At 49.5% G+C, this 12,315-nt stretch carries 11 protein-coding genes; all 11 read left to right on the forward strand.

All coding sequences use genetic code 11. The annotated features are described in order from the left end of the window. Window positions 1-46: 46 nt before the first annotated feature. Window positions 47-2,575, forward strand: a complete 2,529-nt coding sequence (locus O9X78_RS11010) for an efflux RND transporter permease subunit (protein ID WP_269619735.1) — start codon at window positions 47-49, stop codon at window positions 2,573-2,575. After that, the gene (locus tag O9X78_RS11015) at window positions 2,575-3,192 is read left to right on the forward strand and encodes an LON peptidase substrate-binding domain-containing protein (protein ID WP_269619736.1); all 618 of its coding nucleotides are present in this window, start codon (window positions 2,575-2,577) and stop codon (window positions 3,190-3,192) included. Before O9X78_RS11010 ends, O9X78_RS11015 begins: the two co-directional genes overlap by 1 nt. A 198-nt stretch (window positions 3,193-3,390) precedes the next feature. Beyond that, a complete protein-coding gene (locus O9X78_RS11020) occupies window positions 3,391-4,647 on the forward strand; it encodes a glutamate-5-semialdehyde dehydrogenase (protein ID WP_269619805.1) in 1,257 nt (418 codons plus the stop codon). After that, a complete protein-coding gene (gene nadD / locus O9X78_RS11025; protein ID WP_269619737.1) occupies window positions 4,648-5,325 on the forward strand; it encodes a nicotinate-nucleotide adenylyltransferase in 678 nt (225 codons plus the stop codon). Between the two features lie 25 nt (window positions 5,326-5,350). Beyond that, window positions 5,351-5,695, forward strand: coding sequence for a ribosome silencing factor (gene rsfS / locus O9X78_RS11030; protein WP_269619738.1), 345 nt, complete (start codon window positions 5,351-5,353; stop codon window positions 5,693-5,695). Further along, the gene (gene rlmH, locus O9X78_RS11035) at window positions 5,685-6,152 is read left to right on the forward strand and encodes a 23S rRNA (pseudouridine(1915)-N(3))-methyltransferase RlmH (protein WP_269619739.1); all 468 of its coding nucleotides are present in this window, start codon (window positions 5,685-5,687) and stop codon (window positions 6,150-6,152) included. Before rsfS ends, rlmH begins: the two co-directional genes overlap by 11 nt. Window positions 6,153-6,164: 12 nt before the next feature. Beyond that, complete coding sequence (mrdA, locus tag O9X78_RS11040; RefSeq protein ID WP_269619740.1) at window positions 6,165-8,069, forward strand: penicillin-binding protein 2; 1,905 nt, start codon at window positions 6,165-6,167, stop codon at window positions 8,067-8,069. Further along, on the forward strand, window positions 8,062-9,207 hold the full coding sequence (gene rodA, locus O9X78_RS11045; protein WP_269619741.1) for a rod shape-determining protein RodA: 1,146 nt from the start codon (window positions 8,062-8,064) through the stop codon (window positions 9,205-9,207). Before mrdA ends, rodA begins: the two co-directional genes overlap by 8 nt. An 80-nt stretch (window positions 9,208-9,287) precedes the next feature. Then, window positions 9,288-10,241, forward strand: coding sequence for a lytic murein transglycosylase B (gene mltB / locus O9X78_RS11050; protein WP_269619807.1), 954 nt, complete (start codon window positions 9,288-9,290; stop codon window positions 10,239-10,241). After that, entirely contained in the window at window positions 10,238-11,098 is an 861-nt protein-coding gene (locus tag O9X78_RS11055) for a septal ring lytic transglycosylase RlpA family protein (RefSeq protein ID WP_269619742.1), read from the forward strand. The genes mltB and O9X78_RS11055 overlap by 4 nt, the downstream gene beginning before the upstream one ends. 26 nt (window positions 11,099-11,124) lie before the next feature. Beyond that, window positions 11,125-12,288 carry a D-alanyl-D-alanine carboxypeptidase family protein gene (locus O9X78_RS11060; RefSeq protein WP_269619743.1) on the forward strand — a complete coding sequence of 388 codons (1,164 nt, stop codon included), beginning with the start codon at window positions 11,125-11,127 and terminating at the stop codon, window positions 12,286-12,288. Window positions 12,289-12,315 lie beyond the last annotated feature (27 nt).

The following is a 12,315-nucleotide window of genomic DNA, read 5'->3' on the forward strand; positions in this document are numbered from 1 at the left end:
CCGGTTGCAATTACGCCGGCAATAATTGATTTCTTGAGGGTTTGGCATGGGTGCGGCGCTGTTTTCATTGTATCAACGCGTGGTGTTAAAGAACGCATTTTGGGTGATGGCCTTGTTACTGCTGGGTGTCGGCTTTTTGGCGACATATATCCCCACACTGAAGTTGGATGCCTCTGCGGATGCTCTCGTACTCGAGGGCGATACGTCACTGGAATACTATCGCGAAATTAGTAAGCGCTACGGCTCGGAAGACTTCTTATTGGTTACCTACCAGCCTAAAGGTGACCTTTTCGCACCGGAACAGTTGAAAACGCTGGATGAATTGCGTGGTCGCATGGCGGCGCTGCCTAATGTTTCCTCAGTAAATTCGATTCTGGATGTTCCCCTACTACAAAGCCCAAGGGTGTCACTGAGTCAGGTCACCGCGGGTGATATACCGACACTCCGAACGCCGGGAATTGATATTGAGTTAGTAAAAAAAGAGCTGGCGAATAGCCCGATTTATAAATCTTTGCTGACCAGTGTTGACGGCTCCACTACGGCGATACAGGTAAATTTGAAGCGTGATGAACGCTACTTTGAATTACTCAACGCGCGTGACGCGCTGCGTGAAAAAGCGACTAAGGAAACGATTAATAGTGCCGAAAGAGCCGAGCTTGCTGAGTTAGAAACAACATTTGCAGATTACACCAGCGAGGCCCACGAAAGGCAGGCGGAATTGGTCGCGCAGGCTAGGGATATCGTGAAGGACTATCGCGGCGACGCTACCGTGTTCTTGGGCGGTGTGCCGATGATCGCTGTGGACATGATCGACTTTGTAAAAAGCGATTTGCGGGTGTTTGGTACCGGTATTTTGTTGTTTATTATCGCGTTATTGGTGGTGATCTTCCGGAGCTGGCGATGGGTCTTGTTACCCCTGGCGACCTGCGTGCTAACCGTGACGTTTATGTTGGGTTTGCTGAGTTTTCTCGATTGGCGTTTGACGGTTATTTCCGCGAATTTTGTTGCCCTGTTATTAATTATTACGCTTTCGATCACCATACATTTGGTGGTGCGCTTTCGCGAGTATGCGTCTGCGCAGCCAGATGCAGATCAATTCACCCTAATCTCTGAAACAGTGGGTGTAATGATACGCCCCTGTGTTTACACGTCATTGACCACCTTGGTGGCTTTTGGATCTTTGGTCGTGAGTGGTATTCGGCCGGTGATCGATTTTGGTTGGATGATGGCAATTGGCGTTCTCGCGGCTTTGGCGATGACCTTTATTGTATTGCCCTGTGTGTTGATGCTGATGAAGCCGCGGGAAGAAAAACTCAGCAAGGATAACTCAGCTGCCTTAACCCACTACTTTGCGGCAGCTGCCGAGCATTACGGTAAAACTATTTTGGTGGTTTCCTTTGGCTTGTTGGCACTGAGTGTGTGGGGAATTACGCAGTTAAAAGTTGAAAATCGCTTTATCGATTACTTCCATGATACGACCGAAATATATCAGGGTATGGAGACCATCGATTCTGAATTGGGTGGCACAATCCCGCTAGATATTATTCTCGATCTGCCAAAAGCCAAGCCTGCCGCGGCTATGCCTGCTGCCGCCGACAATGAATTTAGTAATGATTTTGCCGATGACTTCAGCGATGACTTCGGTGATGATTTTGGCAGTGATGATAACGCAGCATCACAGAGCGAATGGTTTACCGTGGCGGGTATGAAACGTATTCAGTCTGTTCACGATTACATCGATAGCCTACCTGAGACTGGCAAAGTGCTGTCATTGGCAACATTCTACGATGTTATGCAGATCGTGATGGGCAATGTCGATGATTTGCAATTAGCGTTGGCACAGCGTTCGCTGCCAGAGTCGATAACCTCAATTTTGGTTGATCCGTATTTATCAGCTGATGTTGATCAGGTGCGCATCAGTGTGCGGGTTAAGGAAACTAGCCGTACCTTGCATCGTCAGCAGTTGTTATTGGATATTCGTGCGCATCTAATCGATGAGCTGGGTTTTGAGCCAGATCAGGTTCATCTTACCGGCATGCTGGTGCTTTATAACAATATGCTGCAAAGCTTGTTTACCTCGCAAATCATGACGTTGAGCGCGGTATTTGTGGCTATTCTCGCTATGTTTGTGGTGCTTTTCCGCTCGTTGAGTTTGGCCTTGATCGCCTTGACGCCAAATCTGTTGGCGGCGGGTGCGGTGCTCGGCGGGATGGGCTTGGCGGGTATTCCGCTTGATATGATGACCATTACGATTGCAGCGATTACCGTTGGTATTGGTGTGGATGACACCATTCACTATGTTCATCGTTTTAAAGAAGAATTTGCCCATGACCGAAATTATCTGGCGGCGATGTATCGCAGTCATGCCAGTATTGGTAAGGCAATGTATTACACCTCGGTGATTATTGTCTTTGGTTTCTCCATCTTGGCACTGTCTAATTTTACACCCAGTATTTACTTCGGTTTGCTGACCGGGCTTGCGATGGTAGCGGCATTGCTCGGCGCTATGCTCTTACTGCCTAAGTTGATTTTGCTGATTAAACCTCTGGGGCCAGAGGCGGGAGACAAGGCCTAATGCCTGAGGTCACGCCCGGCGAGCGTAAGGAATTTCCGTTTTTTCCGCTGCGCTCGGTGCTTTTTCCCGGTGGTCGCATGGGTTTGCGGATCTTTGAGCGTCGCTATTTGGATATGGTGCGCGACACCTTGCGCGCACAAGATAGTTTTGGGATTGTGTGGTTGCCAGAGGGCGGTAAAGAGGTGCTGTCTCCTGGCGAACGGCCATCGACGCTGGCGCTAATTGGTACTGAGGCGCGAATTGCTGACTGGGATCAATTGCCAGACGGCTTGTTGGGTGTGGTTGTCGAGGGTGGTCGTCGTTTTAGAATTAATCAGGCAGGGCAAGCAGATAGCGGTTTATATCTGGGCGATATTGCGTGGTTGCCTGAGCGTGAAGATCAACCTTTGCCGGCGCGCAGTGAAGAATTGCACGATATGTTGCTTCAGTTGGGAGAGCATCCCCATGTTCAGCGCCTAGGCATGACAATGGATATCGATGAGGCGGGTGCCCTCGCCAATCGATTAGCTCAGATCCTCCCATTGCCAGCAGAGCAAGCCTATCAACTGCTGAGTATTGACGAGCCCTTGCTTCGTTTAAATGCGCTTCACGATGTTCTCGACAGCCTCGCTAGCTAGGCTTAGCGCGACATACATATATTGTCGATAGTGAGACCATTTCCAATCCGCTATACTAGTCCTCTTTTTTTATGCGCGGCGCAGGTTTTTGCGTTGCAGCTTGTTGTCTTGCAGATTGCTGCTGAGATGATATCGGTTATTTAACCTCGCTGTTTTTTGTTGAAGAGTGCGGCGAGGAGTGCGGGGAAGACTATGTCGGTGGACATTAAGCAATACATGAGTCAGTTGGGGCGCCAAGCTCGGCAAGCGTCGCGGGCGGTTGCTGCCGCTGATAGCGGTGTAAAAAATAGTGCCCTGCTCGCCATGGCGGCGTCGGTGGACGCACATCGCGTTGAAATTCTTGCCGCCAATGCAAAGGATCTTATCGCTGGCGAAGCTAACGGCTTGGAGCCAGCGTTGATGGATCGATTGGCTCTCGATGCCAAGGGCATCGACGGAATTATTGAAGGTTTACAACAGGTTGCTGCGTTGGCAGATCCGGTTGGCGCTATTACGGATATGAATTATCGGCCTAGTGGTATTCAAGTCGGCAAAATGCGTGTGCCGCTGGGTGTCATTGGCATCATTTATGAGTCTCGGCCCAACGTCACCTTAGAAGCGGCCAGTTTATGTTTGAAGTCAGGCAACGCGGCCATTTTGCGTGGCGGTTCCGAGGCTATTCATTCTAATCAGGCTTTGGCTGCGTGTATTCGCGAAGGTTTAGCGGCGGCCGGACTGCCGGAAACCGCGGTTCAAGTATTGGAAACAACGGATCGAGCCGCAGTAGGTGAGTTAATTACCATGCCAGAGTTCGTCGATGTGGTAGTACCACGCGGCGGTAAAGGGCTTATTGAGCGCATCGCTCGTGATGCCACGGTAACAGTGATCAAGCATTTAGATGGTATTTGTCATGTGTATATCGACGATGCAGCTGACGCCGACAAGGCATTTGCGATTGCATTAAATGCGAAAACTCATCGCTACGGTACCTGCAATACCATGGAAACCCTTTTGATCGCTGAAAGCCGAGCAGAAGAGCTGTTACCTAGAATCGCCGACGCCATGATTGAGAAGGGTGTTGAACTACGCGGTTGTCCGCGTACTCGGCAGGTGTTGATGGGGGCTGCCGATGCGACGGATGAAGATTGGGCGACGGAGTATCTCGCACCGATTTTGTCGATTCGTGTGGTGTCGGGTTTAGACGAGGCGATGGATCATATCTCTCATTACAGCTCGGGTCACACCGAATCTATTGTGACTGAAAATTACACCACGGGCCGTCGTTTTCTGCGTGAAGTGGATTCCAGTTCGGTAATGATCAACGCGTCAACTCGCTTCGCCGACGGTTTTGAATATGGTCTGGGTGCCGAAATTGGTATTTCAACGGATAAAATTCACGCCCGTGGCCCTGTTGGTTTAGAGGGTCTGACCTCGCAGAAATATATTGTGCTGGGCGACGGCCATATCCGTGGCTAAATGACAGAGTTGTCGCAACAAACATCAGGGATTAATGGCATAGAGAGTTCTGTCGCAATTTTCGGCGGTACATTCGACCCTGTGCATAATGGTCATCTGCGCTCAGCAATTGAGATTAAAGAAGCCCTTGGTGTAGATGAACTGAGGCTAATGCCTAGCCATAGACCGCCCCTGCGCGGTGAGCCGGGAGCCGAGAGCCGCCAGCGTTTGGCAATGGTAAGCGCGGCGATACGGGATGAGTTTGGTATACGAGTTGATGACCGCGAGTTATTGCGCGATGGGCCATCCTATACGGTGGACACGCTGCGTGATTTGCGCGCTGAGTTAGGGGCCGCGGTGTCATTAACAGTGGTAATGGGCAGCGATGCGTACAATAAATTGCATCGCTGGCAGGATTGGCGGTCGCTATTTGGTTTGGCGAATGTGTTGCTATTACATCGCGCGGATTACCCTTTAGCGGCGGATTCGTCGGTAAACGAATTTGTATCTGCACGGCGTGTTTTGAGCGCGAGAGCACTGACGGCGATGAGCGCCGGTGGTTTTTTTGAGTTAGGTCTAATTCAGTTGCCAATTTCGGCGACGGATATTAGACAACGGCTGGCCTCCGGTAGGTCGATTAGATACCTTGTTCCCGACGTCGTCGCGGACTATATCGCTGAACACGGTTTATATACTTAGTGAAAGACATAGGAACTCCTGTTTGATGGATGCTGAACAACTTAAAAAGCTAGTTATTGACTCGCTTGAAGATGTAAAAGGTCGCGAAATTGTGGCTTTGGATATACGTGAAATGAGCGGCGTAACTGATTTTATGGTGGTGTGCAGCGGCACGTCTAATCGCCATGTGAAATCACTGGCTCACAATGTCTGGGTTGAAGTAAAAAAACGTGGCATCGTGCCTTTAGGTATGGAAGGCGAAGATACCGGCGACTGGGTGTTGGTTGATCTAGGTGATGTGGTTGTTCACGTTATGCTCCCTGAAGCGCGTTTGTTCTACGATCTTGAGCGTCTATGGCAAGTACCCGTGCCGGGAAGCGATGAGGATTAGTCTGATTTGCATCGGCACTAAAATGCCGAGCTGGGTTGAAGAAGGGGTTGCGGAATACCGTAAGCGCCTTCCGTCGGAAATTAATTTCGAGATTAAAGAATTACCCCTGCCTAAACGGGGCAAGAATACTGATATTCGCCGCGCTATTGCTCAAGAGGGAGAGGCGATGACGGCGGCGATTCCAGCGGGTGACAGAGTGATCGCCCTTGACGTACTTGGCAAAGCAGTCAGTACAGAAGGGCTGTCTGAGGCTTTGCGCAGTTGGCAGATGGATGGCGACAATATAAGTATTTTAGTGGGTGGCCCAGATGGCTTAAGCGCGTCTTGCTTAGCGCTGGCAAAGCAGAAATGGTCGCTGTCAGCGATGACTTTACCGCATCCTTTGGTGCGGGTGATTTTCGCAGAGCAGTTGTATCGCGCATGGACTATTCTCAATAACCATCCCTATCATCGCTAATGGCTGAGTAATATGACGCGACGCCAGCAGCTTAAAAATACCTTCCATGAACGTCGTGTTTATCGTCATCGCGTTACTGTATCGATCTTAATTCTGTTGACGATGACGACGATTGTTGTCGCGCGATACTCGCAGTTACAAATTTCAGATTACGATATTTATAAGACCCAGTCTGATCGCAACAGAATCCAATTATTGCCAATTGCGCCAAAGCGCGGACTTATTTTTGATCGTAATGGCATGTTGTTGGCTGAGAATATTCCAAGCTATACCCTGACAGTGGTTAAAGAGCGGGTGCAGTCCTTGGACGACACCTTGGCGATTATTAATGAAATTATTCCCCTAAGTGATGACGATATTGAGCAATTTCGTAAACGCTTAAGCCGTCGCCGTCCCTATGAAGCTGTGCCCTTAAAATTTCGTGTTAGCGATGAAGATATCGCTAAATTGGCGGTCAATCGCCACCGCGTTCCTGGCGTAGAGATCGACGCTCAGTTGGTACGTCATTACCCAGAGGGCGAGCTATTTGCCCACATGTTGGGGTATGTTGGCCGTATTGGTGAGCGCGAAGTCGATGTAATTGATCCGGTAAATTACAGCGGCACTCACTATATCGGCAAAATTGGGCTGGAAAAATATTATGAAGAATTACTGCACGGTACGGTCGGTTACCAAAACGTAGAAAGTAATGCGCATGGTCGTATTTTGCGTGTCTTAGAGCGGCATGACCCCTTGCCCGGTGGCGACATCAAGCTGAATGTAGATGCCTATGTCCAGCGGGTTGCTTATGACGCACTTGAAGGGCAGCGGGGCGCCATCGTGGCGATGGATCCCCATACAGGTGGCGTGATTGCCATGGTGAGTGCGCCGGGTTATGACACTAATCTATTTGTAAATGGCATCAGTTCAACTGACTACAACGCCTTGCAAAACGACCCTGATCTTCCTTTGTACAACCGTACCCTGCAGGGCCAGTATCCACCGGCTTCAACAATTAAGCCGATTTGGGGGTTGGCAGGGTTGCATTACGGCGTGATAACACCGACGACTAGAATTTATGACCCCGGTTGGTTTAGTTTGCCTGATGATAGCCGCAGATATCGCGATTGGAAGCGGGGTGGTCACGGTTCGTCAATAAATTTAGAGGATGCGGTAGTTGAATCCTGCGATGTGTATTTTTATGAGCTTGCCTACAAGCTCGGTATAGATCGGTTGCATAATTTTGGTATTCGCTTTGGCCTCGGTAATGCCACCGGAATTGACAATACCAATGAGCGCTCGGGTTTAATGCCGTCCCGCGAGTGGAAAGAACAGAGTCGCGGTGGACATTGGTATCCTGGCGAGACGATTAATGTCGGCATTGGTCAAGGTTTCATGCTTGCAACACCATTACAGCTAGCGGTGGCGACCTCGGTGATTGCTTCGCGCGGTGAGTTGCGCGCGCCGCGTTTATTGGCGTCGGTGGGGGATGTACCAGTAGTTGCTCCCTTGATGGGTAAGATGGAAGATGTCTCGAGTGCCAATTGGGATGCGATTACTCGGTCTATGGAACAAGTGGTAAATAGCGCGCGTGGCACAGGTAGGGGTTTGAAGGCAGGGTTGACTTACCGGATGGCGGCGAAGAGCGGTACTGCGCAGGTTGTGGGCATTGCGGCTGGCGAAAAATACGATTCGAGTGCGCTGCACGCTCGCAATCGAGATCACGCCCTGTTCATTGCCTTTGCGCCGGCCGATGATCCGAAAATTGCCGTTGCGGTTGTTATAGAAAATGGCGAACATGGCGGAAGCGTAGCGGGCCCTGCGGCGCGGAAAGTGATAGATGCTTATTTGCTAGGTAAGCCAAAAGATAGTGTTCCCGAGACTGAAAATAGCCAAGACGCAGTAGCCGCCTTAGCTGGAGCGGAAAACCATGAATAATTCTGATTTTCTGCGGCAAATGCCGGGCGATAGCCGGAGTATGGGCAACCAGCGCAGTATTAGTCAGCGTTTGCGAATTGATATTCCCCTGTTAATACTCCTGCTGATATTAAGCGGCGTCGGCTTGGCGGTACTTTATAGTGCCAGTGATGGCAGCATGGCTGCGGTATTGCGGCAGGGGCGTTTTCTGTCGGTGGCCTTTGTTGTCATGATTTTAGTCGCCCAGCTCCATCCAGAGCAATTACAGCGCTGGGCTCCCTTCGCCTATATTGGTGTGCTACTTCTTTTGCTGGCAGTCGACTTTGTTGGTGTGGGTGCCAAAGGTGCCCAGCGTTGGCTTGGTGTCGGCGGTTTCCGTTTTCAACCCTCTGAATTGGCAAAATTAGTTTTACCGATGGCGGTGGCTTGGTATCTGTCGATACATCCCTTACCACCAGGGTTTAGGCATACCTTAATCAGTTTGTTGCTTATTTTTCTACCTACAATATTGATTGTAATGCAGCCTGATCTGGGTACGTCGATATTGATCGCGACATCCGGTATTTTCGTCTTGTTTTTGTCGGGTATTAGCTGGACTTTCATCGCCTCTTGCATGGGACTGCTCGCGTTAATGGCGTATCCCATGTGGGAATTTGTGCTCCATGATTATCAGCGTCAGCGTATTTTGACCCTACTTAATCCTGAGCTCGACAAACTAGGTGCTGGCTGGAATATCATTCAATCAAAGACTGCAATCGGTTCCGGCGGCTTTGAGGGTAAGGGCTGGATGCTCGGCACTCAATCACATTTGGACTTTTTGCCTGAAAGTCACACCGATTTTATCATCGCAGTTTTGGCTGAGGAATTCGGCCTAAGAGGCGTGTTGCTGTTACTGTTACTCTATGGCTTGATTATTAGTCGGGGCTTGTGGATTGCCTCGCAGGCAAAACATTGCTTCGGACGCCTTTTAGGCGGGAGTATTATTCTTACTTTCTTTGTCTATGTATTTGTAAACATGGGCATGGTGTCAGGTTTATTGCCAGTGGTGGGAGTTCCCCTGCCGTTGGTGAGTCAAGGCGGAACCTCTCTGGTCAGCTTATTGGTAGGGTTTGGTGTTTTGATGGGTATTTGCGCTGATGAGCGATTGGTGCATCAATAATGATAGGACACAACGTGAAAAAACAAAATAAGCAAAGACAGGTCATTAAAAAGTTAGTTGGCGGAGCAGTTGTTGCGTTGATGGTATCGGTCACGGCACACGCCGACTATAGTCATCATCCTGGTTCGGAAGCGTTTGTTAACACCATGGTCGAAAAGCATAATTTTGATCGTGAGTGGGTAATGGCGATTTTGAAACAAGCAGAACCAAAGCAATCTATATTAGATGCGATGTCACGACCTGCCGAGTCGGTTATGACCTGGGGGCGCTACCGTAATATTTTCATCCAAGATTCCCGCGTTGCTCAAGGTGTTGAATTTTGGAATGAACATAAAGAAGAGCTAGCGCGGGCTGAAAAGGAATACGGCGTTCCGGCATCGATGATTGTCGGTATTATTGGTGTAGAGACTCGCTTTGGTCGCAATAAAGGCAGCTACCGAGTAGTTGATGCGCTGGCGACGCTGGGTTTTGATTTTCCCCGTCGCGGAACTTTTTTTCTGGGTCAGTTAGAAGAATACATGTTGATGGTGCGCGAACAGGGACTTGAGCCTTTTAGTCTAAAAGGCTCATATGCTGGCGCTATGGGGTTCGGGCAGTTTATTCCAAGTAGCTATCGTGCCTATGCGGTTGATTTTGACGGCAACGGTCAAATTGATATTGTGAATAGCTCAGTGGACGCTATCGGCAGCGTGGCGAATTACTTTAAACGCCATGGTTGGCGCTATGGTGAGCCGGTTGTTTCCGGCGCAGTAATAAAGAAAGGTGTTGATGAAAGCTTGTTCAATGCAGGTCTGAAACCAGAGAAAACTCTTGCTGAATTAAGTAAGGCAGGAATAGACGCCGATCATGCGTTCGCGCCGAGTTTAAAAGCGACAGCAATGAAGTTAGATGGTGAAAGTGGCGATGAGTACTGGATCGGTTTGCAAAACTTTTATGTTATTACTCGCTATAACCATAGTGCGATGTATGCGATGGCGGCGTATCAGCTAAGCCAGTTAATCGCTGCGCAAATGCATGAGGCGTCATCATCTTGAGATCTAGAGCACTTGTCTTACTGACAATGTTGGCTGTAGCTGCGTGCGCGCCGCTACAGCAAGTTGATTCAGAAAAGAAAGATAGTACCGTCACTAGCAAGCCGCCAGTGACCAGTCAGGGCAGCTCTCGTTATCAATTAGATAAGGACGGCGCACCACTGCAGAAGTTAGATCCCAATAGTATTATGGATGCCGAGCCGCGTCATGAGGTATTGCGTGTTGCCGGGAATATTAGCCCCTATATTGTTAATGGCCAAGAATATCAGCTAATTGAACAATATCGCGGCTACAAAGAACGGGGCATCGCATCGTGGTACGGGACTAAATTTCATGGTCACGCTACGTCGAATGGCGAAACCTATAGCCTTTATGAAATGAGTGCCGCTCATCGTACTTTGCCAATTCCAGTTTATGTCAAAGTGACTAATCTGGATAATGGCCGCACCGCGGTGGTACGAGTGAACGACCGTGGGCCATTTCATTCAGAGCGGATTATAGATCTCTCATATGCCGCCGCCGTGAAGCTAGGATACGCAGACCGGGGCACCGCACGGGTGGAAATTGAGGTCATTGACACGGATAATACCTACGCGTCCTCAAGTACAGATGCTGCGCGTTATTATTTGCAGGTAGCTGCGTTCACTCAGTTAGACTCGGCGAATGCGTTACAGCGGCAGTTAAGTGCGGGTCTTAGCTACCCGGTAATGATTGCGTCTAGCGGCGCACATGGATCGGCGATGCATCGTGTCAGAGTAGGGCCGTTCGTCGATTATTCGTCAGCACAGGCTGCGAAAAAGATACTACAACAACAATGGTCCGGCGAATCACATTTAGTGGTCGAAGCCGGTGACTCCTGAAGTTAACGAGAGCAGATAAGGGTCTTATGTTTAAGCACGTGTTTGCAGCCTTTGCGGCAACAATAGTAATGTCGTCTACTGCTATGGCTCAGCCAGATTTGGTTCCGGCAGCACCTAGCGTAGCGGCGTCGGCCTATTTTTTGATGGACGCGAATAGCGGAAAGGTGTTGATTGAACACAACGCAGATGAACGCCTACCGCCAGCAAGTTTAACCAAGTTAATGACAAGCTATGTGCTGTCTTATGAGCTTGAACGCGGCCAAGTCAGCAATGAAGACATGGTGACGATAAGCAAGAATGCCTGGGCTCAAAACCCTATTTTTAACGGTTCATCGTTAATGTGGATTGAGGTCGGCAAACAGGTTCCACTTGGCGAATTACACAAGGGTGTTGTTATCTCTTCCGGTAATGACGCCAGCGTTGCAGTTGCCGAACATATTGCCGGTAGCGAAGACGCGTTTGCGGGCATGATGAATCAGCATGCGGCTATGCTGGGAATGACAAATAGCCATTTCGTGAACTCTCACGGTTTACCGGACCCAGAACACTACACGTCGGCTCGCGACCTAGCAATTTTGGCGAAAGCGATTATTGCCTACAAAAATGAATATGCCCTCTATAGTGAACACGACTTTGTGTTCAATAATATTAAGCAAAGTAACCGCAATGGCTTGCTGTGGAGCGATCCGAGTGTAGATGGCTTGAAGACTGGCCACACCACAACGGCTGGGTACTGCCTAGTGACCTCGGCGAAGCGCGAAGGTATGCGATTAATTTCGGTGGTGATGGGGACGAGTAGTACGCAAGCTCGCGAGCGTGAAACACAAAAATTATTGTCTTATGGCTTCCGCTATTTTGAGACTCATCAGCTCTATGCAGCGGGTACTGAACTGACCCGTTCGAAAGTGTGGAAAGGTGATAGCGAGGAAGTGAGCCTTGGTGTGCAAAAAGATGTGTATATCACTATCCCGCGTGGGAAAAGCGATGCTTTGGATGCCCAGCTTAACGTGGATGAAGTCCTAATTGCGCCTATCACTGCAGATCAGGAACACGGTGAGTTAGTGGTAAGTTTGGCGGGTGAAGAAAAACTTCGTGTGCCGCTGGTTGCCTTGCAGGCCGTCGAAGAGGGCGGTATTTTGAAACGCCTTTGGGACAGTATCGTACTGTTTTTTGTTAACCTAGTTTCTTGATCTACTGAAGATGCGCGCTTATAAAGC

The organism is Zhongshania aquatica, from assembly GCF_027257955.1.
Lineage (GTDB): Bacteria > Pseudomonadota > Gammaproteobacteria > Pseudomonadales > Spongiibacteraceae > Spongiibacter > Spongiibacter aquatica.

Bases quoted from the DNA above. Each gene is read 5' to 3' on its own strand.
- nadD (WP_269619737.1), top strand. From the start codon at position 4,648: ATGACAGAGTTGTCGCAACAAACATCAGGGATTAATGGCATAGAGAGT.
- O9X78_RS11060 (WP_269619743.1), top strand. From the start codon at position 11,125: ATGTTTAAGCACGTGTTTGCAGCCTTTGCGGCAACAATAGTAATGTCG.
- rsfS (WP_269619738.1), top strand. From the start codon at position 5,351: ATGGATGCTGAACAACTTAAAAAGCTAGTTATTGACTCGCTTGAAGAT.
- O9X78_RS11015 (WP_269619736.1), top strand. From the start codon at position 2,575: ATGCCTGAGGTCACGCCCGGCGAGCGTAAGGAATTTCCGTTTTTTCCG.
- rodA (WP_269619741.1), top strand. From the start codon at position 8,062: ATGAATAATTCTGATTTTCTGCGGCAAATGCCGGGCGATAGCCGGAGT.
- mrdA (WP_269619740.1), top strand. From the start codon at position 6,165: ATGACGCGACGCCAGCAGCTTAAAAATACCTTCCATGAACGTCGTGTT.
- mltB (WP_269619807.1), top strand. From the start codon at position 9,288: ATGGTATCGGTCACGGCACACGCCGACTATAGTCATCATCCTGGTTCG.
- O9X78_RS11010 (WP_269619735.1), top strand. From the start codon at position 47: ATGGGTGCGGCGCTGTTTTCATTGTATCAACGCGTGGTGTTAAAGAAC.
- rlmH (WP_269619739.1), top strand. From the start codon at position 5,685: ATGAGGATTAGTCTGATTTGCATCGGCACTAAAATGCCGAGCTGGGTT.